This is a genomic window from Parvibaculum sp. (genome assembly GCF_046297875.1).
Taxonomy (GTDB): domain Bacteria; phylum Pseudomonadota; class Alphaproteobacteria; order Parvibaculales; family Parvibaculaceae; genus Parvibaculum.
Genome location: NZ_JBKBHD010000001.1, coordinates 1 through 14,568, shown reverse-complemented (window position 1 = coordinate 14,568; position 14,568 = coordinate 1). Strand labels below are relative to the sequence as shown.

Annotated in this window: 17 protein-coding genes and 1 pseudogene; 12 read left to right on the top strand and 6 right to left on the bottom strand. The window is 63.9% G+C overall.

The features are described 5' to 3' along the window. Nucleotides 1–25 precede the first annotated feature (25 nt). The 3 genes from ACK4FH_RS00090 (at nt 26) to hemN (ending at nt 3,492) form a co-directional block, all read left to right on the top strand. Complete coding sequence (locus ACK4FH_RS00090; RefSeq protein ID WP_409809843.1) at nt 26–1,279, top strand: CCA tRNA nucleotidyltransferase; 1,254 nt, start codon at nt 26–28, stop codon at nt 1,277–1,279. Between the two features lie 22 nt (nt 1,280–1,301). Then, entirely contained in the window at nt 1,302–1,838 is a 537-nt protein-coding gene (locus ACK4FH_RS00085) for a hypothetical protein (RefSeq protein ID WP_409809840.1), read from the top strand. A gap of 304 nt (nt 1,839–2,142) precedes the next feature. Continuing rightward, nucleotides 2,143–3,492, top strand: a complete 1,350-nt coding sequence (hemN, locus tag ACK4FH_RS00080; protein WP_409809838.1) for an oxygen-independent coproporphyrinogen III oxidase — start codon at nt 2,143–2,145, stop codon at nt 3,490–3,492. 122 nt (nt 3,493–3,614) lie between these two features. On the opposite strand, the gene hemF is transcribed toward hemN, so the two are convergent. Next, nucleotides 3,615–4,499 carry an oxygen-dependent coproporphyrinogen oxidase gene (gene hemF, locus ACK4FH_RS00075; protein ID WP_409809835.1) on the bottom strand — a complete coding sequence of 295 codons (885 nt, stop codon included), beginning with the start codon at nt 4,497–4,499 and terminating at the stop codon, nt 3,615–3,617. Nucleotides 4,500–4,536: 37 nt separating this feature from the next. After that, nucleotides 4,537–5,007, bottom strand: a complete 471-nt coding sequence (locus ACK4FH_RS00070) for a tRNA (cytidine(34)-2'-O)-methyltransferase (RefSeq protein ID WP_409809832.1) — start codon at nt 5,005–5,007, stop codon at nt 4,537–4,539. 265 nt (nt 5,008–5,272) lie between these two features. On the opposite strand from ACK4FH_RS00070, the gene petA reads away from it, so the two are divergent. From petA to ACK4FH_RS00035, 7 genes are all read left to right on the top strand, one after another. Next, the gene (gene petA, locus ACK4FH_RS00065) at nt 5,273–5,812 is read left to right on the top strand and encodes a ubiquinol-cytochrome c reductase iron-sulfur subunit (protein ID WP_409809829.1); all 540 of its coding nucleotides are present in this window, start codon (nt 5,273–5,275) and stop codon (nt 5,810–5,812) included. 14 nt (nt 5,813–5,826) lie between these two features. Then, on the top strand, nt 5,827–7,116 hold the full coding sequence (locus ACK4FH_RS00060) for a cytochrome b (RefSeq protein WP_409809826.1): 1,290 nt from the start codon (nt 5,827–5,829) through the stop codon (nt 7,114–7,116). Nucleotides 7,117–7,142: 26 nt separating this feature from the next. Then, nucleotides 7,143–7,925 (top strand): cytochrome c1, encoded by a 783-nt coding sequence (locus ACK4FH_RS00055; protein WP_409809824.1) that lies wholly within the window; start codon nt 7,143–7,145, stop codon nt 7,923–7,925. A 112-nt stretch (nt 7,926–8,037) separates the two neighbouring features. Beyond that, nucleotides 8,038–8,931 (top strand): S-methyl-5'-thioadenosine phosphorylase, encoded by an 894-nt coding sequence (locus ACK4FH_RS00050; RefSeq protein ID WP_409809821.1) that lies wholly within the window; start codon nt 8,038–8,040, stop codon nt 8,929–8,931. A 197-nt stretch (nt 8,932–9,128) separates the two neighbouring features. Continuing rightward, nucleotides 9,129–9,656, top strand: coding sequence for an adenine phosphoribosyltransferase (locus ACK4FH_RS00045; protein ID WP_409809818.1), 528 nt, complete (start codon nt 9,129–9,131; stop codon nt 9,654–9,656). 24 nt (nt 9,657–9,680) lie between these two features. Then, complete coding sequence (gene mtnA, locus ACK4FH_RS00040; protein WP_409809815.1) at nt 9,681–10,787, top strand: S-methyl-5-thioribose-1-phosphate isomerase; 1,107 nt, start codon at nt 9,681–9,683, stop codon at nt 10,785–10,787. Continuing rightward, a complete protein-coding gene (locus tag ACK4FH_RS00035; RefSeq protein WP_409809812.1) occupies nt 10,771–11,418 on the top strand; it encodes a class II aldolase/adducin family protein in 648 nt (215 codons plus the stop codon). Before mtnA ends, ACK4FH_RS00035 begins: the two co-directional genes overlap by 17 nt. Before the next feature lie 151 nt (nt 11,419–11,569). Here ACK4FH_RS00035 and ACK4FH_RS00030 read toward each other — a convergent pair whose 3' ends face one another. From ACK4FH_RS00030 to ACK4FH_RS00015, 4 genes are all read right to left on the bottom strand, one after another. Further along, nucleotides 11,570–12,064, bottom strand: coding sequence for a glutathione peroxidase (locus ACK4FH_RS00030; protein ID WP_409809809.1), 495 nt, complete (start codon nt 12,062–12,064; stop codon nt 11,570–11,572). Nucleotides 12,065–12,180: 116 nt separating this feature from the next. Next, nucleotides 12,181–12,858, bottom strand: a complete 678-nt coding sequence (locus ACK4FH_RS00025; protein WP_409809806.1) for a dienelactone hydrolase family protein — start codon at nt 12,856–12,858, stop codon at nt 12,181–12,183. 15 nt (nt 12,859–12,873) lie between these two features. Continuing rightward, a complete protein-coding gene (locus ACK4FH_RS00020) occupies nt 12,874–13,359 on the bottom strand; it encodes a MaoC family dehydratase (protein WP_409809803.1) in 486 nt (161 codons plus the stop codon). A gap of 4 nt (nt 13,360–13,363) precedes the next feature. Next, complete coding sequence (locus ACK4FH_RS00015; RefSeq protein ID WP_409809800.1) at nt 13,364–13,837, bottom strand: MaoC family dehydratase; 474 nt, start codon at nt 13,835–13,837, stop codon at nt 13,364–13,366. On the opposite strand from ACK4FH_RS00015, the gene ACK4FH_RS00010 reads away from it, so the two are divergent. After that, complete coding sequence (locus ACK4FH_RS00010; RefSeq protein WP_409809797.1) at nt 13,829–14,407, top strand: hypothetical protein; 579 nt, start codon at nt 13,829–13,831, stop codon at nt 14,405–14,407. The two genes, ACK4FH_RS00015 and ACK4FH_RS00010, sit on opposite strands and share 9 nt — an antisense overlap. After that, nucleotides 14,388–14,568: pseudogene (locus ACK4FH_RS00005) on the top strand (ATP-binding protein); the annotation flags it as partial. The gene ACK4FH_RS00010 and the pseudogene ACK4FH_RS00005, both read left to right, overlap by 20 nt.

The following is a 14,568-nucleotide window of genomic DNA, read 5'->3' as shown; positions in this document are numbered from 1 at the left end:
GAACAGTGAGTGAGGAAAGTCACCGATGAGCGCCGACAAGGAACTGGCCCGTGCGGCCTGGCTGAACGAAGCCGACACCAGGGCGGTTATGGATGCGCTCCATGCGGGCGGCGGCTCGGCGCGTTTTGCGGGCGGCTGCGTCCGCAACGCGCTGATCGGCGAAAAGGTGAGCGACATCGACATCGCCACGACAGAAACGCCGGAAAAGGCGAAGGCGCTGCTCGAGGCGAAGGGCATCAAGGTCGTCCCCACCGGTATCGAGCATGGCACCATCACGGCGGTCACGCCCACGCGCCATATCGAAATCACCACGCTCCGCGTCGATGTGGCGACCGATGGCCGCCGCGCCGATGTCGCCTTCACCGGCGACTGGCTGGAAGATGCGAAGCGCCGCGACTTCACCATCAACGCGCTTTATTGCGATGCCGATGGCACGGTGCACGATCCGCTTGGCGGCCGCGAAGACTTGAAGGCGCGCCGTGTGCGCTTCATCGGCGACGCGCATCAGCGCATCCGCGAGGACTATCTGCGCATCCTGCGTTTCTTCCGCTTCCATGCCTGGTATGGCAAGGGCGAGCCCGACGTCGCGAGCCTGCGCGCCTGCGCCGAGGAGCGCGAGGGCCTGCGTCAGCTTTCGGGCGAGCGCGTCCGCGACGAACTGCTGAAAATCGCCAGGGCCGATGAAGCCGGCGCCGCCTTCCGCCAGATGGCGGCATCGGGCATCCTCGCCGTGGTGCTGCCCGAGGCGAGCCGCCTCGACCGCTTTGAAAAACTCGTCGGCATCGAGGTGCAACAGCTATTTGTACTCGACGCCGATCCGATCCCGCGCCTCGGCGCCATGCTCGATCTCGACGAGGCGGGCGTGAAGGCGCTCGCCGCGCGTCTCAAACTCTCCAACAAGGATCGCGACCGCCTCACCGCGATGCTCACCGACAAGACGAAGATCGTCTGCTACCTCTCCATGCGCGAGGTGCGCCGCGCGCTCTATCTCATGGGCCGCGATCTCTTCAAGGACCGCGTGCTGCTCGGCTGGGCCGAAGACCGCCCCGGCCACAACACCTTTCAGTGGCGCGCCCTTCTTGCCATGGCCGATAGCTGGCAGAAGCCCGAACTGCCGCTCACCGGAGACATGATAAAGGCCGCCGGCGTCCCCGAAGGCCCGGAAATCGGCCGCGTACGGAGGGAAGTCGAGGAATGGTGGATTGACAGCGACTTCATCGACGATGAATTCTCCATCATCGAACGCCTGAAAGCAGTGGTGCAGGCCACTGTTTACTGAATGGCAAAAGGGAGGGGAGCCCATGATCCGTAAGGCTATTCTCGCGCTTTGCGTTGCAGCATCGCTTGCCGCCTGCAGCGAGACGGAGCAGGAGGCGGATGCGACGCGCGCCGCCGCCACGTTCTACGACATCGTGTTGAGCGAGCGTTCCGGCGGTGTGCCGGAGGCGGATATGCGCGCAAGGCTCCGCCCCGTCATCTCGCCCGATCTCGACAGCCTGCTCGCCCAGGCCGCCGAGGCCGAGCGCCGCCACACCGCACGCACCAACAATGAAGAACCACCCTATCTGCAAGGCGACATCTTCTCCTCGCTGTTCGAGGGCGCGACCGGCTACGAGATTTCCGATTGCGACGAAAAGAGCGAACGCCTCATCGAGTGTGAGGTGCAGCTCGTGCACGACGCGGAAGAGCCGGTGCAGTGGAAGGATCGCGTCATGCTTGTCGCAGGCGCCGGCAATGCCTGGCTCGTCGACGACATCGCCTATGGCGGCGGCTGGGACTTCGCCCCCAAAGGCAATCTGAAAGACATGCTCCGCTCCGTCATCGAAGCGGAGGAGTGAGAGGCGGTTCGCGACAGCGAAGGTTGCGTTAGCCAAAGGCATTGCCTTTGCCATCTGCCCAACCCTCCCCCTGAGGAAGGGTCGAAATTTGCATCGCAAATTTTGGGGAGGGGTAGGCGGGGGAAACGGAAGGCGAGTCAGGCGCTGACAGCGGAGTCCCCCTTCCCGGAAAATTCTGCGCTTCGCTTGAATTCTCCGACCCTCCCTCAAGGGGAGGGTGGAGCACAAGCAGGCGACTGCGACAAATTTCCCTGCGGCAATTGTGGCCATAGGCGGGTCCCCGCGCGCGCCTTACGCTTCCCTCATGCGCGAGGATCTCATCAGGCGGTACGACTTGGCCGTGCCGCGCTACACATCCTATCCGACGGCGCCGCATTTCTCTCCTGCGGTGAACGGCGATACTTATGCGCGCTGGCTCGCCGCGCTCGATCCGGCATCGCCTCTCTCGCTCTATCTTCACATCGCTTATTGCGCCGAGATGTGCTGGTTCTGCGGCTGCCACACAAAGGCAACGCGGAAATACGCGCCGGTCGCCGATTATCTCGATGCGCTGCTCGCCGAAGCCCGCCTCGTGTCCCGCGCGCTCCCCGCGCGCATGCGGATCGACCACATCCATTTCGGCGGCGGCAGCCCGACGCTGCTGACGCCCGGCGATTTCGGCCGCACGCTCGCCCATCTCCGCGAAAGTTATAATGTGACGCTCGATGCCGAGATCGCCGTCGAGCTCGATCCGCGCACGGCGGACGAGGCTTACGTGGCGGCGATGGCGCGGGCCGGCGTCACCCGCGCCTCTATCGGAGTGCAGGATTTCGACGCCCGCGTGCAGAAGGCGATCAACCGCATCCAGCCGCATGACGTGACGGCGCGCGTGATCCACTGGCTGCGCGCGCATGGCGTCTCCGCGATCAACATGGACCTCTGCTACGGCCTGCCCTATCAGACTGTGGCAAGCCTACTCGGCACGGTGGACAAGGCAGCCGCCCTCCGTCCCTCGCGCATCGCGCTTTTCGGCTATGCGCATGTCCCTTGGATGAAGCCGCATCAAAAGCTCATCCCCAAAGAGGCGCTGCCGGGCATCGAGGAACGCTGGGAGCAATATGAGGCGGCGGCGGAGCGCCTCGCCGCGCATGGCTATGTCATGATCGGCCTCGATCATTTCGCCCTGCCGGATGACGCGATGGCGAAGGCGCAGGCCGCCCGCGCGCTCCACCGCAATTTCCAGGGCTATACGACGGACGAAGCCCCGGTGCTGATCGGCCTCGGCGCTTCCTCCATCGGCGCGCTGCCGCAAGGCTATGCCGCAAATGAAATCGCGATCGACCGCTACAAGGAAACGGTGCGCGAGGGGCGCCTGCCCGTCACGCGCGGCATCGCCGTCAGCGGCGAGGACAAGCTCCGCCGCGCCATCATCGAGCGCCTCATGTGCGATATGTCCGTCGACCTCGAGGAAATCGCGCTGATGCATGCCGTGGAGGCCGAAAGCTTCGATGCCGACCTCTCCCGCCTCGCGTCGCTCGAAGCAGACGGCATCGTCACGCGCACCGGCCGCCGCCTCGAAATCACCGACGAAGGCCGCCCCCTTGTCCGCGCCGTCTGCGCCGTCTTCGACGAATATCTGGGCAAGGGCGCGGCAAGGCATTCGAAGGCGGTGTGAGGCACGCGCCAATCAAACAGGCGTCATCCCGGCACTTGTTGCCGGGACCCATTGGCATTTGATCTTGCGGAGATGTGGATTGGGTCCCGGGAATGAATCCCGGAATGACAGATTTAACTTCTCTACGGCCATTTCACCATCGGCGGCATCGACGACAATATCGAATTCACATTCCCGCCCGTCTTGAGGCCAAACACCGTGCCGCGGTCGTAGAGCAGGTTGAACTCGACATAGCGCCCCCGCCGCACGAGCTGTTCCTCGCGCTCCGCTTCCGTCCACGCCTCGTTCATGTGGCGGCGGACGAGCTTCGGATAGACGCTGAGAAACGCCCGGCCAACATCCTGCGTGAAGGCGAAGTCCTTGTCCCAGTCGCCCGTGTTGAGGTGGTCGTAGAAGATCCCGCCCGTGCCGCGCGGTTCGTTGCGGTGGGCCAAGAAGAAATATTCGTCGCACCACTTCTTGAAGCGCGGATAATAGTCCGCATCATGCCTGTCGCAGGCTGCCTTGTAGGCCGCGTGAAATTCCACCGTATCGGGATGATCCTCGCGCCGCTGCACATCGAGCACGGGTGTCAGGTCGCCGCCGCCGCCGAACCAGCTCTTGGTCGTATAGACATGCCGCGTGTTCATGTGGACGGCGGGCACACGCGGGTTCTGCATATGCGCGATGAGCGAAATGCCGCTCGCCCAGAAGCGCGGATCGTCCTCCGCGCCCTGCATCTGCTTGCGGAACTCTTCGGAGAACTCGCCATGCACGGTCGAGATGTGAACGCCCACCTTCTCGAAGATGCGGCCATGCATCACCGACATCTCGCCGCCGCCTTCATCCTTGCTCCCGTCGCCGCGCTTCCACGGCGTCCGCTCGAAGCGCCCGGCAGGCCGCTCCGCGAAAGTCCCGGTCAGCTCGTCTTCGAGCCGCTCGAACTCGGCGCAGATCATGTCGCGCAGTTCGCGGAACCAGGCCTCGGCCCGCGCCTTGCGCGCGGCAATCATCGTCTCGTCGGTCATCTCGTCTTCTTCTTGTCTTGCGGAACCAGGCCCCTACTTACCCGCCCGCAAAGCCGCCGGGAAAGCCATTTGTCTGCCTGAGCGCCTCGGAAAGAACCATCGCCGCCGCAAGCGCCACATTGAGCGAGCGGGCAGGGGGCCGCATCGGCACGAGAATGCGCGCATCCGCCGCTTCATGCACCGCGTCCGGCACGCCGGCACTCTCCCGCCCCAGAAGAAGAATGTCGGATGGCCGGAAGGCAAAGCGCGTGAAGGGTTCGGCCGCTTTCGTCGTCAGCAGCACGATCCGCGCCCCCGCCGGCCGGCTTGTTGCGAACGACTCCCAACAACTATGCCGCGTCACCTCGCCCAGCGCGCCATAGTCCATCGCCGCGCGTTTCAGGTCGCGGTCGTCCCAGGGGAAGCCGCATGGCTCGATCACATCGAGCGCCACGCCGAGGCATGCGCCCAGCCGGATCAGTGTCCCCAGATTGGGTGGAATATCGGGTTCATAAAGGGCAAGACGCATGGGCTTCTTCCGGCGGAGGGGACTGCGGCGATGCGTCATCCTGCCACAGGCGCGGCGGGGCTGGACAACATGCCGATTGGATGCCACAAAACCACGCAATGCATGGGGCGAAAGCAGGGGATTCGCCGGTCTTTCGTGCCATGTAACGGTATGTTCGGCGCCGTGCCTGACTCCTCCGTCCAAGGGGGGAGGCCCCGTCCGGGGACATCGTTTCCAAAAGGCGATGATTGCGGCGTTCGGCCAATTCAACGAGGAGACCTGAACCGTGGCAGATACCCACGCGGACGAGCCCACACGGCGCGATTTCCTGTATGTGGCAACCGGATCCATGGCCGCCGTCGGCGCGGCCTTTGCCGTTTGGCCTCTCATCGACCAGATGAATCCCGACGCCTCGGTTCTGGCGCTCGCCTCCGCCGAATTCGATCTCGGCGGCATTCCCGTCGGTCAGGAGATCACGGTGAAATGGCGCGGCAAGCCGATCTTCATCCGTCACCGCACGGAAGAGGAAATCGCCGCGGCCGACGCCGTGGACATCAAGTCGCTACCCGATCCCGAGGCCGACGATGCCCGTGTCCGCCCCGGTCCGTCCGGCGAGCTGGAGCGCCAGTGGCTGGTGCTGATCGGCGTCTGCACCCATCTCGGTTGTGTGCCGCTGAAATATCAAGGCGAGTACAACGGCTACTTCTGCCCCTGCCACGGCTCGGTCTTCGATACGTCGGGGCGCATTCGCCGCGGACCGGCTCCTCTCAATCTCGAGGTGCCGCCGTATGAATTCCTGTCCGACACGCGAATCCTGATCGGCTGAGGGGGCACATAATAATGAGCGGTCAAAGCACCTACACGCCGTCAAACGGCTTCACCCGCTGGCTCGATGCGCGACTTCCGGTCCTGCGCCTGGTCAACGACAGCTTCGTCGATTACCCGACGCCGCGGAACCTGAACTACTGGTGGACCTTCGGCGGCATTCTCACCCTCTGCCTCGCGATCCAGATCGTCACCGGCGTCGTGCTTGCGATGCATTACGTGCCGACCACCGAACTCGCCTTCGCCAGCGTCGAGCACATCATGCGAGACGTGAATTACGGCTGGCTCATCCGCTACGTTCATGCGAACGGCGCGTCGATGTTCTTCATCGCCGTCTATATCCACATGTTCCGCGGCCTCTATTACGGTTCGTACAAGGCCCCGCGGGAAGTGCTGTGGATTCTCGGTGTGCTGCTTTACGTGCTGATGATGGCCACTGCCTTCTTCGGTTACGTGCTTCCCTGGGGCCAGATGAGCTTCTGGGGCGCCACCGTCATCACCAACCTGTTCGGCGCCATCCCGCTTGTCGGCGAAAGCCTGCGCACCTGGCTCTGGGGCGATTTCGCGGTCGGCGATCCGACGCTCAACCGCTTCTTCTCGCTGCACTACCTCTTCCCCTTCCTCATCGCCGGCGTCGTGATCCTTCACGTCTGGGCGCTGCATGTGACGGGGCAGAACAATCCGGCGGGTATCGAGGTCAAGGACCCGAAGAAGGACACACTGCCCTTCACGCCCTATGCGACGATGAAAGACGCCTTCGGCATGGCGATCTTCATGATCCTCTTTGCCTATTTCGTGTTCTTCAATCCGAACTCGCTCGGCGAACCGGACAACTACATCGTGGCGAACCCGCTCTCGACGCCCGCGCATATCGTGCCCGAATGGTACCTGCTGCCGTTCTACGCGATCCTGCGTGCCGTCACCTTCGACATCGGCCCGATCGACTCGAAGCTCGGCGGCGTCATCGCCATGTTCGGCGCCATCGCCATCCTCTTCGTTCTGCCCTGGCTCGACACGTCGAAGGTGCGCTCGGCGCGGTTCCGTCCGCTCTATCGCCAGTTCTTCTGGATCTTCGTGCTGGTCTGCCTCGGCCTCGGCTATTGCGGCGGCGCCATGCCGGACGACATCCTGATCCCGGTGGGCGATGGCGGCTTCACGGTCACGCATCTCTCGCAGGTGCTGACGGCCTACTACTTCCTGCATTTCCTTGTGGTCTTCCCCGTGCTGGGGCTGATCGAGAAACCGGAACCCCTGCCCGAGAGCATCGCCGCGTCGGTGCTGCCGGCGGAAAAGTCCGCGAGCTGAGGGGGTAGAAGAAAGTGAAAAAGACAATGAACACCTTCTTCCGTGCCGTATCGCTCGCCGCTGTTGCTGCGCTCGGCCTCTCGCTCTTCTCCGCCGAGCCTGCAAAGGCCGCGGCTGCAGCCGAGAAGCCGATCGACATGCAGTGGTCGTTCGAAGGCCTCTTCGGCACCTACGACCGCGATGCGCTGCGCCGCGGCTACAAGGTCTACAAGGAAGTCTGCGCCGTCTGCCATGCGATGGAATTCGTCCGCTTCCGCAACCTGATGGAACCGGGCGGGCCGGAGTTCACCGAAGGCCAGGTCAAGGCGCTTGCCGCCGAGATCACCGTCATCGACGGTCCGAACTCGGAAGGCGAAATGTATGAGCGTCCGGGCGAACCCAAGGACCGCTTCCCGAAGCCCTACCCGAACCGCGAAGCCTCTGCCGCCGCGCTCGGCGCCTATGCGCCGGACCTGTCGCTGATGAACAAGGCGCGTTTCGGCGGCCCGGATTACGTCTACTCGCTGCTCGTCGGCTACGAAGAGGCGCCGGAAGGCTTCGAGGTCACGACCGGCACCTACAACAAGTACTTCCCCGGCCACCTCATCGCCATGCCGAACCCGCTCTCGGACGGTCTGGTCGACTATGAAGACGGCACGCCCAACACCGTCGAGCAGATGGCGGCGGACGTCACCCACTTCATGATGTGGACCGCCGAGCCCAAGCTCGAGCAGCGCCACCGCATGGGCTTCCAGGTGCTGATCTATCTGATCGCGCTGACCGGCGTTCTCTACTTCGCCATGCGCAAGGTCTGGGCCGACGCCCACTGATCGCCGCGCGGCATGACTTGCGGAAAAGGGCTCCTTCGGGAGCCCTTTTTCATGGCGCCGTCGCCGTGGTTTGTTATACCGGACCGGCATTGCAGTTCCTGAGGAGACAAGCGTGACCAAAACCGTACTCGGCGTCATCGGCGGCAGCGGCGTCTATGAGTTTCCGGGCCTTCGCAACGATCGCTGGGAGCATGTGGCAAGCCCGTGGGGCGAGCCCTCCGATGCGCTCCACTTCGGCGAGTTGCCGCTTGGCGACGGCCGCGCGGTGGAAATGGTCTTCCTGCCGCGCCACGGCCGCGGCCATCCCCATTCGCCCTCCAGCATCAACTACCGCGCCAATATCGACGCGATGAAGCGCGCGGGCGTCACCGACATCATTTCCGTCTCCGCCGTCGGCTCGCTCAAGGAAGAGCTGCCGCCCGGCACCTTCGTCATCGTCGACCAGTTCATCGACAGGAGCTTCGCGCGCGAAAAGAGCTTCTTCGGCGAAGGCTTCGTCGCCCATGTCTCGATGGCACATCCCGTCTGCGCCCGGCTCGGCAACCATATCGAGGCCGCCTGCAGGAAGTACGATATCCGCCACCGGCGCGGCGGCACCTATCTCGTCATGGAAGGCCCGCAATTCTCGACGCTCGCCGAGAGCAATCTCTACCGTTCATGGGGCTGCTCCGTCATCGGCATGACCAACATGCCGGAAGCGAAGCTCGCCCGCGAAGCCGAGATCTGCTACGCGACCGTCGCGATGGTCACGGACTACGATTGCTGGCACCCGGACCACGCCCATGTGGAAGTGTCCGATGTCGTGCGCGTGCTTGAGGAAAATGCCGGCCATGCCCGCGCGCTGATCCGCTCCGTCGCCGAGAGCTTCGGGCCCGAGCGCACGCCCTCGCCCGAAGGCCATGACCGCGTCCTCGATACCGCCCTCATCACCGCGCCCGCGCAGCGCGACCCCGACCTCGTGAAGAAACTCGACGCCGTCGCCGGCCGCGTGCTGCACGGCGCGTGAGGAGGTTTGATTGGCCACGGCGCATCTCGAAATAAAGAGTGTCATCCCGGCGAAAGCCGATTGGCAGCTCAATCGAAGGACTAAGATAAAATTCCCACCCTCCCCAAAATTCGCGAAGTGAATTTTGGGGAGGGGTAAGCGAGGAAATCGGAAGGCGAGTCACCCGCCAGCACCGCAGGAAACGGACAGCGACGAAAATGAACATCAAGACCTTCATCCGCACCATCCCGGACTACCCGAAAGCAGGCATCCAGTTCCGCGACATCACCACGCTGCTGTCGGACCCGGAGGGCTTTCGCGGCGCGGTCGATGCGCTGGTGGCGCTGCACAGCAAGGGCACCTTCGATGCGGTGGCCGGCATCGAGGCGCGCGGCTTCATTCTCGGCGGCGCGGTCGCGCATCAGCTTGGCCTCGGCTTCATTCCCGTGCGCAAGAAGGGCAAGCTCCCCTGGAAGACGATCGGCCAGGACTACGATCTCGAATACGGCACCGATACGGTTGAAATCCATGCCGATGCCGTCGCGCCGAATGCCCGCATCCTGCTGATCGACGATCTGATTGCGACGGGCGGAACGGCGGAAGCCGCGGTGAAGCTCTTTTCGCGTGCAGGCGGTTCCGTCGCCGCGGCGAGCTTCGTGATCGAGCTGCCGGAGCTTGGCGGCCGTCAGCGTCTCGAGGCGCTCGACATCGAAGTGCTCTCGCTCTGCGCCTTTGAAGGCCACTGAACCCGTCCCCGAAAGGACGAGACCATGAAGATCGACGGCATCCACTACCGCACCATCTGGCTCGCCGATGACGGCTGGTCCGTCGAGATCATCGACCAGACGCGCCTGCCGCATGAATTTGCGGTCGTCCGCCTCGAAACCCCGGATGATGCCGCCCGCGCCATCAAGGACATGCTGGTGCGCGGTGCACCCCTGATCGGCGCCACCGCCGCTTACGGTCTCTGTCTCGCGCTCCGCATTGATGCGTCGGACGATGCGCTCGCCAGCACTTACGACACGCTGCTCGCCACGCGCCCCACGGCGGTGAATTTGAAATATTCGCTCGATGCGATGCGCGAGGCGCTTCAGCCCCTCTCCGGCGCGGCCCGCGTCGAAGCCGCCTATGCGACCGCCGCCCGCCTCTGCGACGAGGATGTGGAGATCTGCCGCCAGATCGGTGAGAACGGGTTGCGCATCATTCGCGGCCTGTCGGAAGCAAAAAAGGGCGCCACGGTCAATATCCTCACCCATTGCAATGCGGGCTGGCTCGCCTGCGTCGATTGGGGCACAGCGCTTGCGCCCATCTACATGGCGCATGATGCGGGTATTGCCGTCCATGTCTGGGTCGACGAGACGCGCCCGCGCAATCAGGGCGCATCGCTCACCGCCTTCGAGCTTGGCCGCCACGGCGTGGCCCACACCATCCTGCCCGATAACGCAGGCGGCCATCTGATGCAGCATGGTCTTGTCGATATGTGCATCGTCGGCACCGACCGCACCACCGCCACAGGCGATGTCGCCAACAAGATCGGCACCTATCTGAAGGCGCTCGCCGCGGATGAGAACGGCGTTCCCTTCTATGTCGCGCTGCCGCACACCACCGTCGACTGGACCCTGTCGGACGGCGTGCGCGAAATCGAGATCGAGCAGAGAAGCCCGCGCGAGGTCACGCATATGACGGGGCGGACGGACAAGGGCGAGATCGTCACCGTCGAAATCTCCGCGCCCGGCAGCCCGGCGGCGAATTACGGCTTCGACGTCACCCCCGCGCGATATGTCACCGGCCTCATCACCGAGCGCGGCGTCTGCGCCGCCAGCCGCGAAGGCCTCCTCACGCTTTACCCCGAGCGCCGCAATGGCGGACAAGCCTAGCTCGCTTCGCAGTCGCGTCATCGCCGCCGCGCGCGACCTCGCGGCGACGGGCCTCTCGCCGCAAATGTCCGGCAATGTCTCCGCGCGCCATGGCGATACCATCCTCATCACACCATCCGGCATTCCCTATACGGAGCTTTCCCCGGACGATATTTCCGAAATCGCGATGGACGGAGAGGTGCTCGCCGGCCCCCACGCGCCATCTTCCGAATGGCAGATGCATGCGGCGATCTACGAAGCTTTCCCGGAAGCGGGCGGCATCGTCCACGCCCATTCCGGTTTCGCGACCGTGCTCGCCGTCATGAAACGCGAAATCCCGCCCTTCCACTACATGGTGGCGGTGGCCGGCGGACGAAACATCCGCGTCGCGGACTACGCCACCTTCGGCACAGCGGAGCTCGCGCAAAATGCCGTCGCCGCGCTTCAGGGCCGACGCGCCTCACTCCTCGCCCATCACGGCCAGATCGCCTTCGGGCCGACCGTCGAAGCCGCCCTCCACCTCGCCCATGAAGTCGAAACCCTAGCCACCCAATATTTCCACGCCCTCCAGCTCGGTGAGCCGGATCTTCTTTCCGATGAAGAGATGGCGCTGAATGTCGAGAAGTTCAGGACTTACGGGCGGAGGCCGTAGCCCCTCACCCCTCCGCCGTCTGACGACGGCCCCCTCCCTCTCGCCGGAGGGGAGAGGGATTAAGTGCGTCCTTTCTCTCCCTCGCCCCCTTTAGGGGGAGAGGGAAGGCGCCCGCTACCGCGCAGCGGTAGTGGGAAGGGTGAGGGGGCTCCTACTTCCCCAGCGCCTTCTTTATAGCCTTCTCGACCTTCGCCGAGCCCGGCGCCGTCGTGCTCGCAAACCAGTCGACAAGCTTCCCGTCCCGCCCGATCACATATTTGTAGAAGTTCCAGCGGGGCTTCGAGAGAATGCCGCCCTGGGCGCCCAGCCACTTGAACAGTGGATGCGCGTCCGCGCCCGTCACATGCACCTTTTCGGTGAGCGGAAAATCGACGCCGAAATTGATCTCGCAGAACTGCTCGATCTCCTCCGCGTTCCCCGGCTCCTGGCCCGCGAAATCGTTGGACGGCACGCCGATAACGAGCAGCCCCTCATCGCGGTATTTCTGCCAGATCGCCTCCAGCTCCTTGTATTGCGGCGTGAACCCGCATTTCGACGCCGTGTTGACGACAAGCACCGCCTTCCCCTTGTGCTCGGCAAGCGGCAGCGGCTCACCCCGGAGCGTCTTCAGCTCAAAATCATGGATCGTCTTCCCGGCGTCGCTCATGGCGATGTCCTGTTCATCCGAATGATCCCTCTCCCCAGCGGGGAGAGGGAAGGAGCGGGCGTAAGCCCGCGGAAGGGTGAGGGGGCGCGGCGGAAGATAGATATGAAGGCTCCCCCTCACACCCCGTCGAACAGCGCAAGCGTCCGCTTCAGCGCCAGTTCCGCCGCCGCCTTGTCGTAATTGTTGCGCCGGTCGGAATTGAAGCCGTGGTCGGCATCATAGACATAGACCTTCACGTCCGGATGCGCCGCCTCGATTGCGCGCACATCCTCCATCGGAATGCCGTGATCCTTCTCGCCGAAATGGCAGATGGTCGGACATTTCGGGCTCTCGCCGATGAACTGCTTGATCGCCCCGCCATAATAGCACGATGCCGCATCGAGCCCCGTCGCGCGGCACGCCGCCACCCAGCTCACCGAGCCGCCATAGCAATAGCCGGTGATGAACACCTTTTCGTTGCCGTCGGCGCGCAACCGGTCGATGCACATCTGCGCATCGAGCACCGTGTTCTCGTATGTGTTCGCCGCGCGCAGCTCAAGCGAGCGCTGGATGTCTTCCTGGCTGTATGTCGCCTGAAAATCCGTCACCTGCCGGTCGTAGAGCTGCGGCGACAGCACGTCATAGCCGCGTTGCGCATAGCCGTCGCAGAGATCCTTGATATGCGCGGTCACGCCGAAAATTTCCATGATGAGCACGAGCCCGCCCTTGCGCGCGCCCTCCGCCTTCACGTGATAGCAGAGGATATCCGCGCCATCGCCGCTCGTCAGCGTCACCATCTTGCCTTTATGTGCCATGTCCTCTCCTCCCTTTTATTTTCCTCGCGGTGTGCGCCTCTGCACGAGCCCTTGTCCGATGAAACTGAGCACGGGCTCGCCCCGCTGGTTCACGCCCGTATTGAGGCTTCTGACGATGCCCCATTCGGGTCTCGTTTTCATGTCGATCTTGTCCACGACTTCCGAAGCATAGGTGATCGTATCGCCGGGGCGAACGGGGTTCGGCCATTTCATCTCGAGAAAGCCGGGCGAGGGCCCGCCCGCGGGCGGCACGCGCCCATCAGCATCCGGCGGCTCCTTCGCGCCTTGCCTCGCGCGGATCATCAGCTTCATCCATGTCGCCGATGTGTGCCAGCCGCTGGCGGTGAGCCCGCCGAAGGGCCCCGCCTTCGCCGCTTCCTCATCCACATGGAAATATTGCGGATCGTATTTCCGCGCAAAACCGATGATCTCCTCCGCCGTGAATACATGGCTGCCAAGCTCCAGCCTGCTGCCGATCTTGGTGTCCTCGAACCAGGGCATGACCTTACGCCTCCACCGGCGCGCCGGGGTGCCGCCGCCCATACATCGCCCAGCCCTCGGAGGAGAGCGCCACTTCGCCCTTCTGGTTCACGAGTTCGAGGCGGAACCGCGTCAGCCCCATTTCCGGCCGGCTTTTCGATGCCCGCCGTTCGAGGCAGGTGCGCCTGAGCCTGATCGTATCCCCCGCATAGACCGGCTTCTTCCACCGCACCTCGTCCACGCCCGGCGCGCCCATCGAGGCGCTCTCCAGCACATAGGCATCGCACATCATCCGCATCATCATCGCGCATGAGTGCCAGCCGCTCGCGCAAAGCCCGCCGAGAATGGATTGCCGCCCCGCCTCTTCATCCAGATGAAAGGGCTGCGGGTCGAACTCGCTCGCGAACTCGATAATCTCTTCCTTGCTGACGGTCTTCCCGCCGAATTCCGCCACTTCGCCGGGGCGGAAATCCTCCCAGTAATATTTCGGTTGCCGCATGTCGCCTGCCTGCCAATTTCTGTGGCCGGAAGCTTCCCTGTTTGTGCGGGCCCGCGCAAGTCCGCCGTTTTTCGCGAGCGACACAAAAAATCTGCACGCGGCGAGATATCCCCCCTTGTCAGCGTCACGCTCAATTCCCACCTTCTGTTTATCTCCAGAATTGTGTGGATCGAAATGACGACGGCAGAAAAACCGGCGAAGGGCACCTCCATGTCCGCAGAGCAGGAAGAGGCAGGCGCGCTTGCCGCGCGGCTGCGAACCGTGATCGCCCGCGAAATCGCGGATCTTGAGCAGCAGCGCATGATGGCGCGCGACGAATCCGAAGGTGAAAAACAGGCAAGACGCATAGCAACGCTGGCCCGCTCCATCGACCAGCTTCATGAAATAGAACAGGCGGCAAGGCGTGCAAAAATAGATGAACATACAACGGACAGAGAACGAAGCAGGGCCGAAGACGAGGCTCTGCGCGCCTCGCTTGCAGGCCGCATCTCTCGCCTCGCTGCCGTCATGGCTGAGACAGAGCTTTCTCGTCTCGCTGACGCCGAGGGAGGTGGCGCTTCTCGCGCATGACTGGCGCTTCTGGGCGCGCGACGATCAGTTGGCGCCCGAAGGCGAGTGGACCACATGGCTCGTGCTTGGCGGCCGCGGCGCGGGGAAAACCCGCGCCGGCGCCGAATGGGTGCAGGCCGAAGTCATGGCCCGCCGTGCTGGCCGCATCGCGCTTATCGGCG

Excerpts from the sequence above, each read along its gene's own strand:
- ACK4FH_RS00090 (WP_409809843.1), top strand. The coding sequence starts at position 26 with ATGAGCGCCGACAAGGAACTGGCCCGTGCGGCCTGGCTGAACGAAGCC.
- ACK4FH_RS00085 (WP_409809840.1), top strand. The coding sequence starts at position 1,302 with ATGATCCGTAAGGCTATTCTCGCGCTTTGCGTTGCAGCATCGCTTGCC.
- hemN (WP_409809838.1), top strand. The coding sequence starts at position 2,143 with ATGCGCGAGGATCTCATCAGGCGGTACGACTTGGCCGTGCCGCGCTAC.
- hemF (WP_409809835.1), bottom strand. The coding sequence starts at position 4,499 with ATGACCGACGAGACGATGATTGCCGCGCGCAAGGCGCGGGCCGAGGCC.
- ACK4FH_RS00070 (WP_409809832.1), bottom strand. The coding sequence starts at position 5,007 with ATGCGTCTTGCCCTTTATGAACCCGATATTCCACCCAATCTGGGGACA.
- ACK4FH_RS00060 (WP_409809826.1), top strand. The coding sequence starts at position 5,827 with ATGAGCGGTCAAAGCACCTACACGCCGTCAAACGGCTTCACCCGCTGG.
- ACK4FH_RS00055 (WP_409809824.1), top strand. The coding sequence starts at position 7,143 with ATGAACACCTTCTTCCGTGCCGTATCGCTCGCCGCTGTTGCTGCGCTC.
- ACK4FH_RS00045 (WP_409809818.1), top strand. The coding sequence starts at position 9,129 with ATGAACATCAAGACCTTCATCCGCACCATCCCGGACTACCCGAAAGCA.
- mtnA (WP_409809815.1), top strand. The coding sequence starts at position 9,681 with ATGAAGATCGACGGCATCCACTACCGCACCATCTGGCTCGCCGATGAC.
- ACK4FH_RS00035 (WP_409809812.1), top strand. The coding sequence starts at position 10,771 with ATGGCGGACAAGCCTAGCTCGCTTCGCAGTCGCGTCATCGCCGCCGCG.
- ACK4FH_RS00030 (WP_409809809.1), bottom strand. The coding sequence starts at position 12,064 with ATGAGCGACGCCGGGAAGACGATCCATGATTTTGAGCTGAAGACGCTC.
- ACK4FH_RS00025 (WP_409809806.1), bottom strand. The coding sequence starts at position 12,858 with ATGGCACATAAAGGCAAGATGGTGACGCTGACGAGCGGCGATGGCGCG.
- ACK4FH_RS00020 (WP_409809803.1), bottom strand. The coding sequence starts at position 13,359 with ATGCCCTGGTTCGAGGACACCAAGATCGGCAGCAGGCTGGAGCTTGGC.
- ACK4FH_RS00015 (WP_409809800.1), bottom strand. The coding sequence starts at position 13,837 with ATGCGGCAACCGAAATATTACTGGGAGGATTTCCGCCCCGGCGAAGTG.